The following is a 19,775-nucleotide window of genomic DNA, read 5'->3' as shown; positions in this document are numbered from 1 at the left end:
CTACTGAAAGGCCAAAGTGGCGAGGACGAGACACAGTAGGGCCAAGCCTCCAGATAGAGTTTTCCAAAATCGTTCGGGATTGCGCTCAGCCAACGGAATGTGACGGCGTGCGGTGTAACGCAGCGAAGGCGAGCGCAAATTGGCCGCAAATTCAGACAGTGCATCATGGCGACGCGCAGGATCGGGGTGAACCGCTTTGGCCAAAGCCTCATCCAACCACGCAGGCATCGGATGGGCATCATCGCGAGCGTTGCGATATCGCAGCCGCGTTCTATCACGCGGGTTACGCACCTTGCCGACCTGTGTCCCATAGGGCAAAACGCCAGTCAGCATTTCGTAGGCAATCACCCCCAAAGAAAACAGGTCAGACCGCCAACTCACCTGTTCGCCAGAAAAGTATTCCGGCGCGGTATATTGCAGGGTCCCCAAGATACCATCATCTTCACGCATTGGGGCTGCCTCTTGGACGCCCGCAACATAGGCCGATCCAAAGTCGATGATTTTAGCAACACCATCGGAGTCCAGCATGATGTTTTCAGGTCGCAGATCTTGATGCAACATTTCACGCCTGTGAAAGGCGCGCAGACCTCGGATCACTTGCTCCAAGATATCACGCACTTGTTCAAAACTGGGTTTAGGGTTGTCTTGCATCCATTGGCGCAGGGTCTGACCCTCGATGAAATCGGTCACCACATATAGACTCGAACGTGGCCCAAGTGAGGCGGGCGCGCCCAAGACATGAACATTGTCTAAACGGCGCGCGATCCAGTCTTCCATCAAAAATCGCCGCAACCCATCAGCATCGTCTTTCAAATCCGACGCGGGAATTTTCAGAGCGACGACTTCACCGTCTGACGCCTTGGCAAGGAAAATATGGGACCGGTGATTTGCGTGCAGCTCGCGCAAAATTTTATAACCATCCAGCACACTGCCTTCACGCGGCAAAGCCGGAATAGGCAAGGTTCGAGCCGTTTCATCAAACTGGGTTTCATCCGATGGGGGTAGGTCATCTATGCGCACGATTTGCACGGTAAGATTGTCTTTGCTGCCAGCCTCCAATGCATCTTTGATGATCTGTTCTGCTGCGCCATCCAAGGTTGAAGTCTCAACGATACGTTGCGCCACTGTGCGCGCAGTCCAATGTTCGTGGACGCCGTCCGTAGTTAAAAGAAACACATCCCCCTGCGAAATAGGCTCGACACGGTAGTCGATTTCAACACGGCTTGCAGCGCCAATCGCACGCGACAGCACGGTTTCACCAGCACCCAAAGATGCATGATGATCCGTGGTAAGCGGTTCCAAACTTAGACCCGAAAGACGCCAAATACGGCTATCACCCACATGAAACAAATGCGCTGTTCTGGCTTTAAGCACCATCGTCGCAAGCGTGCAGACGTGACCATGATCCGCATCAGCCAAACCTGCAAAACGGCTTTGAGCATACAACCATGAATTGGCTGCTGAAATCACCCGTGACGCAGAGGTTTTGACCGTCCATGCATCAGGCGTGCTGTAGTAATCTGATAAAAGGCTTTTAACGATTGTTTCAGAGGCAACGGCAGACACATCAGATGTCGATATGCCGTCAGCCAAGGCAATAGTGATGCCTTTAAATGAAAGCGCGCGCTCGTCTGGAACGAGCGCGCCATGAAAGTCTTGATTGTGCACTTTGCGTCCGGCTGAAGTAGCCTGACCAATACTGACCGAAAGGGAAGAGGCAGTTGTTTGAGTATCGCGCACAGAAACCAGCTTTCACAAAGTGAACCCAGCCCGTATTCAGGCTGGGTTGGTATCTATTATTCAGCAGGTGTGCCGACTGATCCCGCAACAGAACGCCTAGGAGAGGTCTTAAAATGTGTGGCGTAGATCATGCCGCCAACAAAGGTCAGACCACCCACAAGGTTTCCCAAGACAACGGGAATTTCGTTGTAGATAAAGTAGTCAGCCCAAGTGAATTCACCGCCCAACATAATGCCTGATGGGAACAAGAACATGTTGACGATTGAATGTTCAAAACCAAGGTAGAAGAATACGATGATCGGCATCCACATCGCCATGATTTTACCAGACACACTGCTGGACATCATCGCGGCGACGACACCAGTCGAGACCATCCAGTTACACATCACGGCACGAATGAAGACTGTCAACAAGCCAGCGCCGCCGGCCGCCGCATAACCCAAAGTCCGCGCTTCACCGATTTGGCCGATCCGTTGGCCAACCGCGTTTGGTTCTTGGCTAAAGCCCATGGTGAAAATGATCGCCATGAAAACAGCCGTGGTCAAAGCACCGGCAAAGTTGCCACAGAACACAAGACCCCAATTGCGAAACACACCCTTCCACGTCATCCCTGGACGCTTGGCGATCACAGCCAAAGGCGCGAGGGTAAACACGCCTGTCAATAGGTCGAACCCCAAAAGATAGAGCATACAGAACCCAACAGGGAACAACAGCGAGGCGACAAGAAAGTTACCAGTGTTGACGGCGATGGTCACCGCGAAAGCCGCAGCGAGCGCAAGGATCGCGCCCGCCATGTAGGAGCGGATCAATGTGTCTTTGGTGGACATCAATATTTTAGATTCGCCGGCTTCGATCATCTTCGCCGCGAACTCGGCTGGTTGCACATATGCCATGTGGTCTTCCTTCGATTGGGTTAAGCGTTTTGCAATTGTTTTTCTTCAAGGCAGAGGGAAATACGCCCCCCCTCAACCTTCACGGGGAACACGCCTGTTTTGCCAACATCTGCACCCTGCGCTTCTCCTGTTTCCAAAGAGATGACCCAGTTTGTCAGCGGGCAAGACACGGTTGTGCCATGGACGATCCCCGCGCTCAGAGGACCGTCTTTAAACGGGCAACGATCCTCTAGCGCGTAGACTGCGTCTTGCGAGGTGCGAAATATCGCGATGGTTTTTGCATTTGTAATCACCCTGCGCGCGCCTTGGCGTGGGATATCGTCGAGTGCGCCGATCGCAATCCATTGGTTGTCTTGAACGGTCATTATTCTGCTGCCTCGCGTGAAGAAAAATCGGCCAGTGGTGAAAATTCATGCGCTTCAGCGCCCTGAACCCGCTCCGCCCATGGGTCAACTTGTGCGAAGGTTTGGGAAAACAAAAAGCGTTCATAATAGGCTTTGCGTTGCTCAGCATCGTCATAGATCACAGATTTCACGTGATCATATCCAAGGCGATCCGCCCATTTATAGATGCGCTCAAGATAAAAACCTGTTTCGCGGTAATATTGTGTGAGTGCCCCACAGTATTCGAGAACTTCTTCTTCTGTCTCAACATTGCCAAGCTTGGTGGTACCTTGAATGTGCAACCCCGCAGCGCCGCCGTAGAGAATTTCATATCCACTGTCGACACAAACGATGCCGATGTCTTTACAGGTGCTTTCAGAACAGTTGCGCGGGCAACCAGACACAGCAAGTTTCAGTTTCGCAGGGGACCAAGCGCCCCAAAGCAGACGCTCAAGCTTGATGCCAAGTCCAGTGGAATCTTGAGTCCCAAAACGACACCAATCCGATCCCACACAGGTTTTCACAGTCCGCAAACCTTTGGCGTAAGCCGCGCCCGAGACCATGCCTGCATCGTTGAGGTCTTTCCACACAGGGATCAAATCGTCTTTTTTGACGCCCAACAAATCGATCCGCTGACCGCCCGTGACCTTAACAGTCGGGATGCTGAATTTATCGGCCACATCAGCAATCGCGCGCAGCTCGTCAGGTGTGGTGATCCCACCAAACATGCGCGGTACAACGGAATACGTGCCGTCTTTTTGGATGTTCGCATGCACGCGTTCATTGATAAAGCGCGATTGCTGATCGTCCACATATTCACCCGGCCAATCAGACACGAGGTAGTAGTTCAAGGCAGGGCGACATTTGGCACAACCTTCCGGCGTGCTCCATTCAAGCTCTTGTATCACCGCAGGAATAGTTTTCAGTTCCTTTGCTTTGATCATGCGGCGCACAGTGCCGTGGTCATGCTTAGTACAGCCACACATGGTTTCAACATCAGGCAATTTGAAATCGTCGCCCAAAGTCAGCGCCATGACATTTTCAACCAGGCCCGTACATGTGCCACAAGAGGCCGAAGCTTTGGTATGCGCACGCACTTCCGCCAAAGTGGTCAGACCCATGGCGTTAATTTTCGACACGATCGTGCCTTTGGTGATGCCATTACAGCCACAGATTTCCGCGTCATCGGACATGTTCGCAACCATAGCCAATGGATCAACGGCACCCCCACCTTGAAAGGCTTGGCCAAAGATCAACGTGTCGCGCATGTCCGAGATATCTTCGCCGGACTTGAGCATCTCATTGTACCAGCCGCCGTCATCGACAGCGCCGTAAAGCACTGCACCAATGATCTTGTTGTCTTGGATGATAACGCGTTTGTAAGTGCCGCTTTTCGCATCGCGCAACACGATGTCTTCACGATCATCGCCTTCGGCGAAATCACCCACGGAATAGAGATCACACCCTGTGACTTTGAGCTTGGTTGGGGTTTCTGTGTGCACAAACCCCGCATCAGATGGACCCATCAAATGAGAGGCCGCGACTTTTGCCATTTGGTAAAGCGGCGCAACAAGACCGTACACCATGCCGCCAACCTCAACGCACTCGCCCACTGATAAAATATCAGGATCAGAAGTTTGCATCCCGTTGGTTGTGACGATGCCGCGGTTCACTTCAAGGCCCGCGTCTTTGGCAAGTTGAACATTCGGGCGAATGCCGACAGCCATCACAACGATATCGCATTTGATCAACGTGCCGTCGTCCAGTTCAACGCCACAAACTTTGCCATCTTCCCCGATGATTTGTTTGGTGTTGGATTTGCAGCGAATGTCGATCCCGCGACTTTCCAACTCTTTCTCAAGCAAGTAACCAGCCGCCGTGTCAAGCTGACGCTCCATCAACGTTGGCATCAAATGCAACACGGTCACGTCCATGCCCAAAATGTTTAGACCTGCCGCAGCCTCAAGGCCCAAAAGGCCCCCACCGATGACAACCGCACTGCCACCTTTGCCCGCCGCATCGCGCATGGCATTCGTGTCATCCAGATCACGGTAGGCCAACACTCCTTCAAGATCATGACCGGGGCACGGGATGATGAACGGATCAGAACCTGTCGCCAAGACCAATTTGTCATAGCTTTCCGTGATGCCATTCTCGGATGTGACCGTTTTGGCCTCGCGATCAATCTTGGACACTTTCGCACCCATGTGCAGCGTGATGCCGTTGTCTTTGTACCAAGCTTCATCATGAATTATGATGTCATCAAAAGATTTCTCGCCAGACAGAACAGGCGACAGCATAATACGGTCGTAGTTCACACGCGGCTCTGCATTAAAGATCGTCACGTCATAGGCGTCGCCCGCATCAAGAAGATGCTCTAGCATCCGACCAGGTGCCATGCCGTTTCCGACCACGACCAGTTTGAGTTTTTGTGTCATGTACCCATGTCCCATTTTTGCTTTTGCACGTTGGGACACGAGGTGTTTCATAAACTCGGCACCGCATCCCTGACCTTTAGAAAAGGTCACGTGCAGCGCCGTTGCTGCGCTCTCAAAGAGAGCAAATATATGAAGGTCTGCCACATCATTGTGGCGGGGCATCTTTACCCGACTTGACGTCAGCATTGCGTCGAGAGGGCATACGGTTCAAGAGCGCAGCCTTAGACCAGCGCTGAATTTAGGTGACTTTTAGGTCAAGTTTTCAATGTGCCAAAAAAACACGCGAAAATATCAGGGTATTGCTCAAAACACTGCCGCAAAAATGTCGCCGTATTTACAGATATACCAAACACAGCATCGGACGATTCCCGCATTTTCTGCGTCAAAGGCGCTTGCTGGCCTCAACCACAAGATCATCAAGTCCCACACCGCCATCAGCCACAAATGCGACCAGTTGAGCTTTCATGCGAGGCTCCCAAAAGTCAGAAAGATGATCAGCCACACCTTGGGCCTGATCGATTTTGGGCTGCGTCTTAAAGAACGCAGCAATCTGATTGGCCATACGAACCATACTATCTGGTGACATCTGTGGGTCCTGCTTCAATACGATTTGGATGTGAGAAAATTTCGAAATTCTGCGCACGCGCAAAGGCAACCAATGTCACGCCTGCGGCCTCAGCGACATCAACAGCCAAAGCCGTTGGCGCCGACACAGCAATCAAAACGGGGCATCCTGCCATGGCCGTTTTTTGCACCATATCCACAGACGCCCGACTGGTGATCACAAAAGCGCCACCTGCGGGATCAACACCTGCGCGGCACAAACCACCAATAAGCTTATCAAGCGCGTTGTGACGCCCCACGTCTTCGCGCGCCATCACGATGCCTTTGCCCGCGACAAGAATTCCAGCGGCATGGACCGCACGCGTTTGGTCATGCAAAGGCTGCTGTTTGCGCAGTTGATCTGTCGCTTGCTCGACATCGAAAGATGTCAAGTGACCTGTCGTTTGCGCCAACGTCGGCAAAACCCGCAGCGCCTCGTTCAAGCTATCAATGCCACATAAGCCACAACCAACAGGCCCCGACATGTATCGACGCCGCGCGCTTAGCACTTCGGCCTGCTGCGCGTTCAACCAAAGCTGCGCTTCAAGCCCCGTTGGATGTTCGGCAATTTCAATGCGCTCAACATCAGACATCTTGGCGATAAAACCTTCGCTCAAGGCGAAGCCATAAGCGAAGTCTCCCAGATCTTGCGGACTCGCCATCATAACGGCTTGCGTTGTGCCATTGAAGCTAATCGCGATGGCAATCTCTTCCGCCAAGCTATGCCCAGATATATGTCGCGATGACGCTCGCACCTGCTACTCAGCCGCAGGCGTGATACGACGCGATTGCGCCGCTTGCGATGCGTAAGCTTCTTGCCATTCACTTGGACCGTTCGACAAGCTGACCTGTACCGCTGTCACTTTGTATTCAGGGCAATTGGTCGCCCAATCTGAATAGTCAGTGGTGATCACATTGGCCTGCGTGTCTGGGTGGTGGAAGGTGGTGTATACAACCCCCGTCGACACACGGTCCGTCAGCGTCACACGCAGCGAGGTCTCGCCCGCACGCGAGGTCAGGCGCACCCAGTCCCCGTCCGAGATACCGCGCACTTCGGCGTCATGCGGATGCACTTCCAGTACATCCTCACCATGCCATGCGACATTTTCAGTCCGCCGCGTTTGCGCGCCAACATTATATTGCGACAATATCCGCCCAGTGGTTAGCAACAGCGGGAACCGTGGTCCTGTTCGTTCATCCGTTGCAATATATTCGGTGATCATCAACCGACCTTTACCGCGCATAAACCCGTCGACATGCATCAAGGGCATGCCATCAGGGTGTTCCGCATTACAAGGCCATTGCACGGACCCTTTGTCTTCAAGCAACTGATAAGTCACATCCGCAAACGAAGGGGTTGTCGCTGCGATCTCATCCATGATTTCGCTAGGATGTGTGTAAGTCCAGCCCGCGCCCATGGCGTTGGCCAGCATTTGCGTCACTTCCCAATCGCCATACCCATTGCGTGGCGCCATGACTTTGCGCACGCGATTGATCCGACGTTCTGCATTGGTGAAAGTGCCGTCTTTTTCCAAGAACGTAGACCCCGGCAAAAATACATGCGCGTAATTTGCAGTCTCGTTTAAAAATAGATCATGCACGATCACGCATTCCATTGCAGCCAGTCCAGCCGCCACATGCTTGGTGTCCGGGTCAGATTGCAAAATGTCTTCGCCTTGACAGTACAAGCCCTTGAACGTGCCATCGACGGCGGCGTCTAGCATGTTCGGGATACGCAAGCCCGCTTCTGGATCGATTGTCACGCCCCAAAGGCTTTCAAACACATCGCGTGCGTCGGTGTTTTTCACATGGCGATAACCCGGCAATTCATGTGGGAACGACCCCATATCACAAGCGCCCTGGACGTTGTTTTGACCGCGCAACGGATTCACGCCCACGCCCTTGCGGCCGATATTGCCAGTCAGCATCGCGAGATTGGCGATGCCCATTACTGTGGTTGACCCTTGGCTGTGTTCTGTCACCCCAAGGCCATAGTAAATCGCGCCATTACCGCCTGTCGCAAACAGACGTGCCGCCGCGCGCAGCTCTTGCGCATTGACGCCGGTCAAAAGCGCTGTGGCCTCTGGGCTGTTCTTGGCATCAGACACAAAAGTGGCGTAGTCAAGGAATTCATCCCAATCACAACGGGTGCGAATATAGTCTTCATTCATCAGGCCTTCGGTCACGATCACATGCGCGATGGCCGTCACGACTGCGACGTTCGTACCGGGGCGGAGCGGCAAATGGTGGGCCGCTTCGACATGCGGTGATTTCACCAGATCAATGCGGCGCGGATCGATAACGATCAACTTAGCCCCTTGGCGCAAACGCTTTTTCAAACGCGAGGCAAACACAGGATGGCCGTCGGTCGGATTGGCGCCGATCACGATTACAACATCGCTGTGCTCGACACTGTCAAAATCCTGCGTGCCTGCGGATGTGCCAAAAGTTTGACCCAACCCGTACCCCGTCGGCGAATGGCACACGCGCGCGCATGTGTCTGTATTGTTATTGCCAAAGACAGCGCGGGCCAGCTTTTGCACCAAATAAGTTTCCTCGTTTGTACAGCGGCTCGAAGTGATCACACCGATTGATTTCTGACCATAAGTTTCTTGCAAGCCACGCATCTTATTGGCGGCAAAACCAAGTGCTTCATCCCAAGACACTTCGCGCCACGGCTCTTCGATCGTGTCGCGGATCATCGGCGATAAAATGCGATCGCTGTGGTTGGCATAGCCATAGGCAAAGCGGCCTTTGACACAAGAATGACCTCGGTTCGCTTTGCCGTTTTTGTAAGGCACCATACGCACCAAAGTGTCACCATTCATCTCGGCTTTGAACGAACAGCCAACACCGCAGTAAGCGCAGGTGGTGACAACAGATTTGGTCGGCGTCCCAAGATCGATCACAGATTTTTCTTGCAAGGTCGCAGTTGGACAGGCTTGGACACAAGCGCCACAGCTGACACAATCAGACGTCATGAAATCATCAAGCTTGGTGCCCGCAGAAATGCGACTATCAAACCCGCGACCTTCCATTGTCAGCGCGAAAGTCCCTTGCACCTCTTCACAAGCCCGCACGCAACGTGAACAAGCGATACATTTGGAAGGCTCATAGGTGAAATACGGGTTGCTTTCGTCTTTGGGCATGTATTTCGGGTTTGGACCCGATGCGGTGCGCGTGGCGAAATGCGTCTCAACCGCCTCATAGCGCACATCGCGCAGACCCACGACGCCGGCCATGTCTTGCAATTCACAATCGCCGTTGGCCGCACAGGTCAGGCAATCGAGTGGGTGATCAGAGATATACAACTCCATCACGCCTTTGCGCAACTTCTGCACTTTTGGCGTTTGGGTTTTAACAATCATTCCATCGGCCACCGGTGTCGTACAAGACGCTGGCATACCGCGACGACCTTCGATTTCAACAGCACACAGGCGGCAAGACCCGAAGGCTTCTAAATTGTCGGAAGCACAAAGCTTGGGCACGGTGATGCCAGCTTCAGCGGCGGCGCGCATCACGGATGTGCCTGTTGGCACCGTGATTTCGAACCCATCAATGGTCAGAGTGACAGGCGCGCCAGATTTCGCTGGCGTGCCCATATCGCGGTCATCTTGAATACCGTTGCCATCAACACCGTCCCAAGGGATTACAAAATCTTTCATTCTGCGGCCTCCGCTTTGCGGTCAAAATCATCTGGGAAATGCGTCAGGGCCGACATAACCGGATAAGGCGTAAAGCCCCCTAGCGCACAAAGTGATCCGTCTCGCATCGTATCACAAAGATCGGTCAAAAGCTCTTTCGCTGCGCTATCACCAGCGGCGATACGATCGATTGTCTCAACACCGCGCACAGATCCGATCCGGCAAGGGGTGCATTTACCACAACTTTCTACGGCGCAAAACTCCATCGCAAAGCGCGCCATCGACAGCATATCAGCGGTCTCGTCAAACACGACAACACCTGCGTGACCGATCAAACCGCCCGCGGCGTCAAATTCTTCGTAGCCAATCAATGTGTCAAAATCAGAGGGCGGCATATAAGCCCCAAGCGGCCCGCCAACTTGCACGGCTTTCACGGGTTTGCCAGAGGCGGTACCACCACAAACATCATTCACCAGTTCGCCCAAAGGAATACCAAAGGGGGCTTCGAACAATCCGCCACGTGCCACATTGCCCGCGATCTGCAAAGGGGTCGTACCGCGTGAGCGCCCGATGCCGAAATTTTTGTAAAAGGCCGCGCCGCGCTCGAAAATCACAGGAACCGTCGCCAAGGACAGCACGTTGTTTACAACCGTAGGCTTACCGAACAGTCCTTCAAGCGCAGGCAGCGGTGGTTTGGCGCGCACGACGCCGCGCTTACCCTCAAGCGAATTTAACAAAGACGTCTCTTCGCCGCAGACATATGCACCCGCGCCAACCCGTACTTCCAATTCAAAAGTACGCTCTGACCCTAGCAGGTTTTGACCCAAAACGCCCGCGCTTTGCGCAATCGCGATGGCTTTGTTCATCACCTCAATGGCGTCAGGATATTCGGCGCGCAGATAGATGTATCCCTTAGTGGCGTTCACCGCGAGACCGGCGATGATCATACCTTCAATCAGGCAAAAAGGGTCACCTTCCATCAGCATACGATCCGCGAACGTGCCGCTATCGCCTTCATCCGCATTGCAGACGATGTACTTTTGATCGGCTTCAGCGCCCAGCACTGTGTTCCATTTGATACCTGTTGGAAAGCCAGCCCCGCCACGTCCACGCAGACCAGAGTCTGTGACCTCAGAAACGATGTCTTTGCCCGTCATGGACAGGGCACGCGTGAGACCCAAAAGCCCGCCATTTGCCTTGTAGTCGTTCAGATTCAAAGGATCGATCAAACCGCAACGCGCAAAGGTCAAACGCGTTTGTTTGGCGAAAAACGGGATATCTTCAACCGCACCGAGTGATGCGAATGTGTCATCCAAAACAGCAGCCGCATCTTTAGGTTCGATCGGACCGTAGGCTTTGCGCCCCTCACCCCGGTCGATCTCGACCAAGGGCTCAAGCCAAACCATACCGCGTGATCCGTTGCGGATCAATTCGACGTCCAATCCACGGCTTTGGGCCTCAAGCACGATAGCATCGGCCACCGCTTCCGCACCAAGCGATTTGGCTGCACTGTCTGCAGGAACGTAAATTTTCATGCGCCAACCTCGCTCAAAATTTGATCCATTTTAGAGGTATCCACACGTCCCACAACTTTACCATCAACCATGGCGGCAGGTCCGCAAGCGCAAAGACCAAGACAATAGACAGGCTCAATGGTTACAGCGCCGTTCGCGGTGGTGCCGTGCCATGCGACACCAAGTTTTTCGAGTGTCGCATCTGCAAGCGCGTTGGCCCCGACAGCTTGACAGGCTTCAGCACGGCAAATTTTCACGATATGGCGACCAGACGGGACTTCTTTAAAGTCATGATAAAACGACACAACGCCATGCACTTCTGCGGCACTGATGTTCAGCGTTTGCGCAAGAAGGGGGACAGCCGATTGCGGCACATGATCGAAAGTCTCTTGCAAGGCATGAAGCATGGGCAAAAGCGGACCTTCCAGCGAAAGCTGTGTCGTAATGACGTCAAGGATCGCCGCATCGTTGGGCGTTTCATGAGGGTGGCGCATCGCATGTCCTTTGTACAGTTGCACAAATAGACCATAATCGCAGGCTTAAATTCAACAAGCAATTTTGTGACCCTACGCACGCCCAGTTGTGCATTTGTTGCAAGGTGCGCGGTCTATCCTGTGCGCAACGAAACATGTTAGCGCTGCAATGTACTTTATTTTGGTTTATTGCGACGCAAGAATGGCGAAATCCGAAACGACGCGGCCGATGAGGCACGTGAGCGCGTACGCAATACAGGAGTATTTTTCGACGTCCCGCTTTGCGATTCTCGGAACACGATATAAAGACCAGACATGATGATGATACTTGCGCCAAGAATTGTGACCAAATCAATGGACTCACCAAAGAACAGCGAACCGAAAATCGTTGCCCAGATAATCTGAGAATACTGCATCGGCGCAACTATAGCAGCCTCAGACGCCTTATACGCGACGATCAAAAACACGCCCCCCGTGAACCCGAGGACAGAGATAGCACCAATACCGCCAAGGTCGTTGATCGGCAACGGCTTGTACGTAAACACCATCAGCGTCCCCATGATGATAAAGTTCGCAACCATAGGATACAGCATCAACACAACGGTGCGCTCTTCACGCCCGACTTTGCGCACGATAATCGACGCCAACCCGCCAAGACAGGCACAGGTCAAAGCGGCAGCATGCCCGAGTGTAAACTCTGTCGAACCGGGCCGCAGCACAACGAATACCCCGATAAGACCAACAACGACAGCACCCCAGCGGTGCGGGCCAACACGCTCTCCCAAAACTGGAATAGACATCATCGTGATCAACAGCGGCGTTGCAAAAAGAATGGCGTAGACTTGGGCCAACGGCAATACCGTGAACGCATAGAACGCGCACATGACATTGATGGTTGAGCACATAGTTCTCAGCGCTGTCCACCAAGGATGCACAGGGCGCAAGTGACCCGATGCCGTGTCACGCATCAGCATAAAAGTGACAAGCGGAAAGGAAAACATCGTTGAGAAAAAGATCATCTGAAAAGGCGAATAAGATACGCCAAGATACTTGATCACAGCGTCATGGGTCGCAAAAACTGCGAATGCGAACAAAGCGTAAAATGCGCCGGATATATTCATGAGCTGTCTTTCCGTTTTTTGTTAGCGGTAACCGATGGTGTCATCAGTTTGGTACCCATACTTTTTGCACTTGTCGAGGCAGCTATAGCGTCCCAAATATAACATATGAAAAACGCCCATAAATCCGCCACCTGCTGCTACTGTGGCACGCATACTGTTTTAACACTTGCTGGAAAAACGCGACACGAGCTGCAATGCACGTCATGTGGCGCGCCTTTGCGGCGAATGAAATCCTTGCGCACGGATCACGTGATCGACCCCTTTACTGTGCAAGGCACGCATAAAGCCAAGCCAAAGCGCAGCAAGGAAAAGTCTAAGGACCGGAACAAATCGCGCAAGAGAAAGAAATCTATCGCCTATCGGCTGATGGATGTGGCCGAGGACATCTTTGACATTTTCGACTGACAACGATTTGTCTGGCACCAAAAAACCGAGGCATCGTTTCCAATGCCTCGGCTTGAAATACTATCGATTGATTTACAGGCTCGCTGTCAGCGCCTCGATGATTTTATCGCCCATTTCAGTTGTGGATACAGCGGTTACGCCTTCTTCGCCGAGCAAGTCAGCAGTGCGTGCGCCATTCGCCAAAACAGTTTCAATCGCCTTTTCCAGACGTGTCGCTTCATCGCCTTGATCAAACGAGTAGCGCAAAGCCATCGCGAATGAGAGCACACATGCGATTGGGTTGGCTTTCCCTTGGCCTGCGATGTCAGGCGCTGAACCGTGTACGGGTTCGTACATCGCTTTCGGGCGACCATTGGCCATCGGCAGACCCAAAGACGCGGATGGCAACATGCCCAGAGAGCCGGTCAACATCGCAGCACAATCAGACAAGATATCGCCGAACAGGTTGTCGGTCACGATAACGTCGAACTGTTTAGGGGCGCGCACCAATTGCATCGCGCCGTTGTCGGCATACATATGTGACACTTCAACTTCCGGGTAATCCACAGCAACTTCGTTGACGACATCGCGCCACAAGATACCGGATTCCATCACGTTGGCTTTTTCCATAGAACACAAACGCTTGTCACGTTTCATGGCCAATTCAAATGCAGCACGCGCGGCACGTTCGATTTCGCTTTCAGTGTATCGCTGTGTGTTGATGCCTACGCGTTCGTTGTTTTCTGTGAAGATACCACGTGGCTCACCAAAGTAGATGCCAGAAGTCAATTCGCGTACGATCATGATATCGAGACCGGCAACGATGTCTTTTTTCAATGACGAAAAGTCAGCCAAAGCGTCGAAACACTGCGCAGGGCGCAGGTTTGCAAACAGATCCATTTCTTTACGCAAGCGCAAAAGGCCGCGCTCAGGTTTGACGGAAAAATCAAGATCGTCGTATTTCGGACCACCAACAGCACCAAGCAAAACGGCATCAACGCTTTGTGCTTTTTCCATGGTCGCATCGGAAATAGGTGCACCGTGCGCATCATAGGCAGCACCGCCAACAAGATCGTGAGACACGTCAAATTTTAGACCGCGTTTGTCACCAAACCAGTCGATGACTTTGACGACTTCGGCCATCACTTCGGGGCCAATACCGTCACCGGGCAGAATAAGAAGAGATGGCGTGCTCATATCGCATTTTCCTTGTGTTTAAGCGTTGGTTTCGCCTACCCGACGACGCGACGAAGGTCAAGGAACGGCCTTTTTATCCGCTCAAACTTGAAGCCAAATGATCCCAAACCGCCGCAACCCGATGTGTGTGGCGCACGGCTTTGGGGGCCGCGATCCAAAGCGACAGCGTTGGAATAGGTAAGTTATCAAACAGACGCACCAGATTAGGATCGCTTTGCGCCACCAAGGCCTGCCCAAATCCGATACCGCACCCCGCGCGCACCAACTCCCAGTACGCCGATTGATCATCACAGCGCAGCGCAAAGTCATTTGGGGACACATCCCAACCAAATTGCCTCATAGCGCGAATGATCAAATCATTACGGTCATAGCCAATCACATCATGCGCTAAAAGATCCTTTGGGTCGTCGGGACAACCACGACGATCAATGTAAGATTTGGCCGCAAAAATGCCGATTTCGATATCCGACAAATGACGCGCAACGATATCAAGCTGGCTTGGTCGATACATGCGTAAGGCAATATCTGCATCACGATACAACAGATTTTCAGAGGCATCCGAAGGCACAAGTTCGATTTGAATAAGCGGTTCCTTCTGACGCAGCTCAGCCAATATTCTGGGCAAAACGTAATGCGCAACAAACACAGATGCGGTCAGGCGCACCGTGCCCGCTTTCTGCGTGTCAGCACCAGTGGCCGCCATAGAAAACCGCCCCGCAGCCTCCATCATCTGCTGCGCAAAAGGCAACAGCCGCTCGCCATCAGCGGTCAGCACCATACCTTTTGGACGTCGCAAAAATAAGATCACTCCAAGGGCGTCTTGCAGGCTTTGGATTTGTCGCCCGATTGTTGGCTGACTGCAGTGCAAATCACGCGCAGCGGCCGACAGCGAGCCACCCTGCGCGACAGCAACAAAGGCACGTATGAGCGTCCAATCAAGTGAGGCAAGGCGATTATCCATTCATATATGAATACCGAATATAAGATTCAATGCAATTTCAATTCACATAAGAACAAGCAATGTGGTGTTAAATCCCAAACACGGAGACACACATGACGCAAACAGTCCTCATCCTTGGTGCCCGCGGAAAAGTTGGACGCCACGCAAAAGACGCCTTTAGCCAAGCAGGCTGGAACGTCCGCCTGTATGATCGCAAACTTGGAAATATGCCTGCACAAGCCACAGGCGCTGATGTCATCGTCAATGGACTGAATCCACCCGACTATCACAATTGGGCAGACATCATTCCGCGCATCACACAGCAAGTTATAGAGGCTGCAACCATCACAGGCGCCACTGTAATCATTCCCGCGAATGTCTATAATTTCGGCAACTCCGCTGGCACATGGGATGAAACAACACCCCACCGACCACAGACACGCAAAGGCAAGATCAGGGAAATCCTAGAACGCAGTTACGAGGCATCAGGCGTCCAAACAATTCTACTGCGCGGTGGTGACTTTATCACTCCGCAAGATGGCGGTGATGATGTGATGCGATTGGTGGTGTTGAAAGACATTCGCAAAGGCAAGATCACCTTGCCAGGTGAAAGCACCACGATGCACGCCTATTGCTATTTGCCAGACTGGGCGCGTGCCGCCGTGCTACTTGCAGAAAAACGTGATGCGCTAGGTCAGTTTGAAGACATCACCTTTGGCGGCTATAACTTTACGCTTCAAGACTTAAAGGCCGAACTTGAACAGGCTTTGGGGCATCCTTTGCATATTTCGAAATTTCCATGGTGGGCCTTGAAATTGACCTCTCCATTTTGGGAATTGGCACGCGAATTGTCCGAGATGCGCTATCTTTGGGATGTGCCTCATGAACTTGGCACAGATAAATTTAATCGCCTTGTGCCCGATTTTGAACGCACTGATCTAAGCACCGTTATGCGTGCGTCATTGCCGTGCAATATCGACCCAAACAAGGCCGTGCCGAAACAAAGCGCCATCACTGTTTGAAGCCGATGACCATGACACCCCTGCGTCGATCACCTTGAGATCGGCGGAGGGCAACACATAGTCAACGCGCAAATTTCCAGGCATAGGGTCGTCCCAATCGGCCGTGTCAAATGCGGCATCGCCAGTATGTGTCTCATTGGCGATGCTTTTGGCATATGCTGAACGCGGTTGTGGGTCTTGTAGTCTTGGGTCGGTTAAAAGCGCCTGCATCTCTTCAATGCGCCCTTCTCCATCCTGCGGATCCAAATTGGCATCACCGATCACGACAAAAGGTATATCTGGAGCGGGCGTATCGAGCCTTCCATCCAAATAGTGGCGCCAAAGCGCAACCTCATCAGCATTGCGCAGACCGTTACGGTCCTCGTCTCCGTCAAATGCAGGCGTCGTAGCATAAAACGCCAACATATGAATGGAAGTCTCACCCCACATGACAGGCACATTCCAGTGATTTGTCGAAGACAACCGCAACACATCCAAATCGCCCGCATCATAGAAATTGTCAGGCAAGCGCACGTCCGGTACGTCACGCCATAGCAACGTTGAAAAATCTATGATGTCGTCGGCTGCGATCGGCAAGCGCGACAGAACGGCGAGGCCGCCCTGTCCGTGAAAGTCGCCATAAGACTGCGCATCTTTGGCTTGCCCCAAGCGCCCATCTTTATCGAGGTCACGCCCCGTGAACAAACCCGCATTGCTAATGCCGGAGAACACATATGGATAGGCAACCCCAGCTTGGGTCAACGCTACGGCCAAGGCGCGCGCCGTATGCCCCTCAAAATCTGTATCGATCCCAGTGAGCACCAAAACATCAGGTGTTGTTTTCAAAATATGATCGACAGCGAACAGTACTTCGGCATCCTCGCCCGACAAAATATCACGCAGTAAAACACCCGGTCCTGTGCGCGATAGCTCAGCATTCCAAGTCGCGATCCGCAGCATGTCTTGTGCGGCCACGACAAAGGGGCAAAAACAAAAAAGACTTATCAGCCCAGCGCGAATCACACCGGTATATGATCAAGGTCGGCCGCAGCATAGGTTTGGCGACGCTTGCCTTCGATCATATTGGCCACACGCCCCATCGCAATACCACGCATAAACAAAGAGGACGGCAAAAAAGCCCAAGCGGCCACCAGCCAAATCATCGATTGGTAATTCCCCACTGCCATCGCGCCAAACAGATTAGAGGCCGAATGTACCACCGTGGGGATCACAAACGGCAATGCAAAACCAAGAATAATGTTCACCCGTGCGTCACGTTTCAGCCGCGCCACCACATCGCCGCCAGCCGTCGGATCAAAAGTCGGAAGGTTGACCCAAACGTTGAAAGATCCTGCTTTTGAAGGCCATCGGCGACGCTGTAAAAGAAGAAGGAAAATTGTCAGCGACAAAAGCGAGATCAAATACGACACTCCAGCGCAAACACGCATCAAAGTGATATGGTTCGCTGCAGTACCTTCGGGCAAAGCCTGCACCATTAAACGGACAGGCGAGTACGGGAAATCAAGAACATAGCCGATCAACGCCCCCACAACGGTCACGAACTCACTGACAATTGTGGGAGATGAAATACCGTTGCAAATCGTCGTCAGCAACAAAATCGTCACGAAAAGTGACAAGAACCGCACCCGATTGAACGGTGGGGCGTCGCGAAACTCAACCAAACCTGGGTAGGCGGAAATATATTCGAAAAATGTGAGAGCTGCACCAAAGAGCGCGACAAGTGCAACAACTTGAGCAGAATCAGAAGACACGTTTGGCAGCAAGAACGACGGCATAGCGATCAACGCCACGACGAGAATAGAGCGCACGAATGCGCCGACCACACGGTTCAACACTGCCCATTTCCCTTCAAACTGGCCGTGCGTGATACGATGCCACACACTTTTTCCATTTTGATTGTGCCAATAATGGCGAACTGCCTCAATCTTGCCCAATTTTTGCCTTCTTTCGCCTTACTCATCAACCCACGGTTAAGGTTAACGATGAAATTAAGGCCGTTTCGTGGACAAAGCGGTGCGATTTTGCATCATTATCCATGCTAACAGAGCAAGTCTGCTCACCAAAATTATGGTGAATCGCATGGGAGCGAGACAGACTTGTCACCCAAATTTTCATAAAAAAATTCCATATTTTGAACACTGTCAGGATCAGCAGGTCTTTGCCCAAAGCGCCAAAGTCCTTTCAGCACTTAGAAAAAAGCATAAACACGCCGAAACACCACGCAAAACACCGCCGACTTGGACAAATTTCCACTTTTTCATAGCCTCGAACGCTCCATCAGTTTGCGAATTCTTGCTGGCAATAGGCAATTATCTGCATCGGCATAAATTCGCTTTTATTCTTTGTATTCAATGGGTTGAAAGAATCATTCCTTTCGATCATCTCTATCAACAACGGCACAATGTCGTTCAGTACTGTGAACCGCGCCAGTTCGGCGCATACCTAATAAAAGGATAAACGAAATGAAAAAGATCGCACTCACCCTCGGTATGACATCTCTTCTCGCAGCCCCTCTTTTTGCACAAGCTGCAATCGAAGATACAGACGGAAGCGGCGCTTACTCCTTTGCAGAAGTCGCAGCAGCCTACCCTGACGTGACAGAAGAAACCTTCCTCGCAATGGATACGGATGCCAGCGGCGAAGTGTCTGACATGGAGCTCAGCGTCGCCTTGGGCGAAGAAATGACCACAGAATAAGGGACAAGCCCTTTTGGTTGATATTTGATCGCCAAACGCACAACGGCGGCCCTAGGGCCGCCGTTGTCGTGTCTCACATACCCGTTAGGGCTATATTAAAAACCAGCGCATTACACCCAAGGGCGCTCTTGCTGCATCGATGCCTCAAAGGTTTCGATAGAGGCTTTTTTCGCCAGCGTCAGACCGATGTCATCTAGGCCCTCAAGCAAGCAATGCTTTTTATGCGCATCGACGTCGAACGCAATCTCTTGACCATCTGAGGTCGTAATCTTTTGCGCCTCAAGGTCTACAGTCATGCGTGCGTTGGAGCCTTTTTCAGCATCTTCCATCAACACATCAACCTGATCCTGCGGCAAGACGATTGGCAAGATGCCATTCTTGAAGCAGTTGTTGTAGAAGATGTCAGCGAAAGATGTGGAAATCACACATTTGATGCCAAAGTCAGCGATCGCCCAAGGCGCGTGTTCACGTGAAGAGCCACACCCGAAATTGTCGCCCGCCACAAGAATTTCCGCGTTACGATACTGAGGTTTGTTGAGAACGAAGTCTGCAATCTCGGTACCATCACGGTTGAAGCGCATCTCATCAAAGAGGTTCGCGCCAAAACCTGTGCGTTTGATCGATTTCAAGAACATCTTTGGGATGATCATGTCTGTGTCGATGTTGACGAGTGGCATAGGTGCCGCAACACCATTGAGTGTTTGAAATTTTTCCATGGTGCTTCTCC

The 19,775-nt window shown here is 52.3% G+C and carries 19 protein-coding genes; 4 read left to right on the top strand and 15 right to left on the bottom strand.

Annotated elements, in window-relative coordinates:
• The 10 genes from KO497_RS03855 to KO497_RS03810 all read right to left on the bottom strand — a co-directional run bounded on the left by KO497_RS03855 (window position 1) and on the right by KO497_RS03810 (window position 12,809).
• Window positions 1–1,668 carry a protein kinase domain-containing protein gene (locus tag KO497_RS03855; protein WP_215942647.1) on the bottom strand — a complete coding sequence of 556 codons (1,668 nt, stop codon included), beginning with the start codon at window positions 1,666–1,668 and terminating at the stop codon, window positions 1–3.
• Between the two features lie 128 nt (window positions 1,669–1,796).
• A complete protein-coding gene (locus KO497_RS03850; RefSeq protein ID WP_215942646.1) occupies window positions 1,797–2,633 on the bottom strand; it encodes a formate/nitrite transporter family protein in 837 nt (278 codons plus the stop codon).
• A gap of 20 nt (window positions 2,634–2,653) precedes the next feature.
• Window positions 2,654–2,998: a nitrite reductase small subunit NirD gene (gene nirD / locus KO497_RS03845; RefSeq protein ID WP_215942645.1), complete on the bottom strand. Its 345-nt coding sequence runs from the start codon at window positions 2,996–2,998 to the stop codon at window positions 2,654–2,656.
• Complete coding sequence (gene nirB / locus KO497_RS03840; protein WP_215942644.1) at window positions 2,998–5,454, bottom strand: nitrite reductase large subunit NirB; 2,457 nt, start codon at window positions 5,452–5,454, stop codon at window positions 2,998–3,000. The genes nirD and nirB overlap by 1 nt, the downstream gene beginning before the upstream one ends.
• 382 nt (window positions 5,455–5,836) lie before the next feature.
• Entirely contained in the window at window positions 5,837–6,040 is a 204-nt protein-coding gene (locus tag KO497_RS03835) for a formate dehydrogenase subunit delta (protein WP_215942643.1), read from the bottom strand.
• Window positions 6,027–6,776: a formate dehydrogenase accessory sulfurtransferase FdhD gene (gene fdhD / locus KO497_RS03830; protein ID WP_252729505.1), complete on the bottom strand. Its 750-nt coding sequence runs from the start codon at window positions 6,774–6,776 to the stop codon at window positions 6,027–6,029. Before fdhD ends, KO497_RS03835 begins: the two co-directional genes overlap by 14 nt.
• Before the next feature lie 39 nt (window positions 6,777–6,815).
• A complete protein-coding gene (gene fdhF / locus KO497_RS03825) occupies window positions 6,816–9,722 on the bottom strand; it encodes a formate dehydrogenase subunit alpha (RefSeq protein WP_215942641.1) in 2,907 nt (968 codons plus the stop codon).
• The gene (locus tag KO497_RS03820) at window positions 9,719–11,236 is read right to left on the bottom strand and encodes a formate dehydrogenase beta subunit (protein ID WP_215942640.1); all 1,518 of its coding nucleotides are present in this window, start codon (window positions 11,234–11,236) and stop codon (window positions 9,719–9,721) included. The genes fdhF and KO497_RS03820 overlap by 4 nt, the downstream gene beginning before the upstream one ends.
• Entirely contained in the window at window positions 11,233–11,709 is a 477-nt protein-coding gene (locus tag KO497_RS03815) for a formate dehydrogenase subunit gamma (RefSeq protein ID WP_215942639.1), read from the bottom strand. The genes KO497_RS03820 and KO497_RS03815 overlap by 4 nt, the downstream gene beginning before the upstream one ends.
• A 155-nt stretch (window positions 11,710–11,864) precedes the next feature.
• Window positions 11,865–12,809: a DMT family transporter gene (locus KO497_RS03810; RefSeq protein WP_215942638.1), complete on the bottom strand. Its 945-nt coding sequence runs from the start codon at window positions 12,807–12,809 to the stop codon at window positions 11,865–11,867.
• 105 nt (window positions 12,810–12,914) lie between these two features.
• On the opposite strand from KO497_RS03810, the gene KO497_RS03805 reads away from it, so the two are divergent.
• Window positions 12,915–13,214, top strand: a complete 300-nt coding sequence (locus KO497_RS03805) for a hypothetical protein (RefSeq protein ID WP_215942637.1) — start codon at window positions 12,915–12,917, stop codon at window positions 13,212–13,214.
• Between the two features lie 72 nt (window positions 13,215–13,286).
• Here the strand turns inward: KO497_RS03805 and leuB are convergent, their stop codons facing one another.
• Both leuB and KO497_RS03795 read right to left on the bottom strand, forming a co-directional pair.
• Window positions 13,287–14,390 (bottom strand): 3-isopropylmalate dehydrogenase, encoded by a 1,104-nt coding sequence (gene leuB / locus KO497_RS03800; RefSeq protein ID WP_215942636.1) that lies wholly within the window; start codon window positions 14,388–14,390, stop codon window positions 13,287–13,289.
• 73 nt (window positions 14,391–14,463) lie between these two features.
• Window positions 14,464–15,351 carry a LysR family transcriptional regulator gene (locus KO497_RS03795; RefSeq protein ID WP_215942635.1) on the bottom strand — a complete coding sequence of 296 codons (888 nt, stop codon included), beginning with the start codon at window positions 15,349–15,351 and terminating at the stop codon, window positions 14,464–14,466.
• Window positions 15,352–15,443: 92 nt separating this feature from the next.
• Here KO497_RS03795 and KO497_RS03790 point away from each other — a divergent pair, with 92 nt between their 5' ends.
• Window positions 15,444–16,352: an epimerase gene (locus KO497_RS03790; protein ID WP_215942634.1), complete on the top strand. Its 909-nt coding sequence runs from the start codon at window positions 15,444–15,446 to the stop codon at window positions 16,350–16,352.
• On the opposite strand, the gene KO497_RS03785 is transcribed toward KO497_RS03790, so the two are convergent.
• Together KO497_RS03785 and KO497_RS03780 are read right to left on the bottom strand one after the other, a co-directional pair.
• Complete coding sequence (locus KO497_RS03785; RefSeq protein ID WP_354668084.1) at window positions 16,290–17,306, bottom strand: endonuclease/exonuclease/phosphatase family protein; 1,017 nt, start codon at window positions 17,304–17,306, stop codon at window positions 16,290–16,292. The two genes, KO497_RS03790 and KO497_RS03785, sit on opposite strands and share 63 nt — an antisense overlap.
• A gap of 44 nt (window positions 17,307–17,350) precedes the next feature.
• On the bottom strand, window positions 17,351–18,232 hold the full coding sequence (locus KO497_RS03780) for a hypothetical protein (RefSeq protein ID WP_354668083.1): 882 nt from the start codon (window positions 18,230–18,232) through the stop codon (window positions 17,351–17,353).
• Window positions 18,233–18,353: 121 nt separating this feature from the next.
• Here KO497_RS03780 and KO497_RS03775 point away from each other — a divergent pair, with 121 nt between their 5' ends.
• Both KO497_RS03775 and KO497_RS03770 read left to right on the top strand, forming a co-directional pair.
• Window positions 18,354–18,809: a hypothetical protein gene (locus tag KO497_RS03775; RefSeq protein ID WP_215942633.1), complete on the top strand. Its 456-nt coding sequence runs from the start codon at window positions 18,354–18,356 to the stop codon at window positions 18,807–18,809.
• Window positions 18,810–18,814: 5 nt separating this feature from the next.
• Window positions 18,815–19,048, top strand: a complete 234-nt coding sequence (locus tag KO497_RS03770) for an EF-hand domain-containing protein (protein WP_215942632.1) — start codon at window positions 18,815–18,817, stop codon at window positions 19,046–19,048.
• Between the two features lie 110 nt (window positions 19,049–19,158).
• On the opposite strand, the gene leuD is transcribed toward KO497_RS03770, so the two are convergent.
• On the bottom strand, window positions 19,159–19,764 hold the full coding sequence (gene leuD / locus KO497_RS03765; RefSeq protein WP_215942631.1) for a 3-isopropylmalate dehydratase small subunit: 606 nt from the start codon (window positions 19,762–19,764) through the stop codon (window positions 19,159–19,161).
• Between the last annotated feature and the right edge of the window lie 11 nt (window positions 19,765–19,775).

Origin of the sequence: Pacificibacter marinus (genome assembly GCF_018860665.1) — a bacterium.
GTDB classification, from domain to species: domain Bacteria; phylum Pseudomonadota; class Alphaproteobacteria; order Rhodobacterales; family Rhodobacteraceae; genus Celeribacter; species Celeribacter marinus_A.
The sequence above is the reverse complement of the archived record's forward strand: the minus strand, read 5'-3'. Positions and strand labels throughout refer to the sequence as shown.

Coding starts and splice junctions, on each gene's coding strand:
- KO497_RS03850 (WP_215942646.1), bottom strand. CDS start 2,633: ATGGCATATGTGCAACCAGCCGAGTTCGCGGCGAAGATGATCGAAGCC.
- nirD (WP_215942645.1), bottom strand. CDS start 2,998: ATGACCGTTCAAGACAACCAATGGATTGCGATCGGCGCACTCGACGAT.
- nirB (WP_215942644.1), bottom strand. CDS start 5,454: ATGACACAAAAACTCAAACTGGTCGTGGTCGGAAACGGCATGGCACCT.
- KO497_RS03835 (WP_215942643.1), bottom strand. CDS start 6,040: ATGTCACCAGATAGTATGGTTCGTATGGCCAATCAGATTGCTGCGTTC.
- fdhF (WP_215942641.1), bottom strand. CDS start 9,722: ATGAAAGATTTTGTAATCCCTTGGGACGGTGTTGATGGCAACGGTATT.
- KO497_RS03820 (WP_215942640.1), bottom strand. CDS start 11,236: ATGAAAATTTACGTTCCTGCAGACAGTGCAGCCAAATCGCTTGGTGCG.
- KO497_RS03815 (WP_215942639.1), bottom strand. CDS start 11,709: ATGCGCCACCCTCATGAAACGCCCAACGATGCGGCGATCCTTGACGTC.
- KO497_RS03810 (WP_215942638.1), bottom strand. CDS start 12,809: ATGAATATATCCGGCGCATTTTACGCTTTGTTCGCATTCGCAGTTTTT.
- KO497_RS03805 (WP_215942637.1), top strand. CDS start 12,915: ATGAAAAACGCCCATAAATCCGCCACCTGCTGCTACTGTGGCACGCAT.
- leuB (WP_215942636.1), bottom strand. CDS start 14,390: ATGAGCACGCCATCTCTTCTTATTCTGCCCGGTGACGGTATTGGCCCC.
- KO497_RS03795 (WP_215942635.1), bottom strand. CDS start 15,351: ATGGATAATCGCCTTGCCTCACTTGATTGGACGCTCATACGTGCCTTT.
- KO497_RS03790 (WP_215942634.1), top strand. CDS start 15,444: ATGACGCAAACAGTCCTCATCCTTGGTGCCCGCGGAAAAGTTGGACGC.
- KO497_RS03770 (WP_215942632.1), top strand. CDS start 18,815: ATGAAAAAGATCGCACTCACCCTCGGTATGACATCTCTTCTCGCAGCC.
- leuD (WP_215942631.1), bottom strand. CDS start 19,764: ATGGAAAAATTTCAAACACTCAATGGTGTTGCGGCACCTATGCCACTC.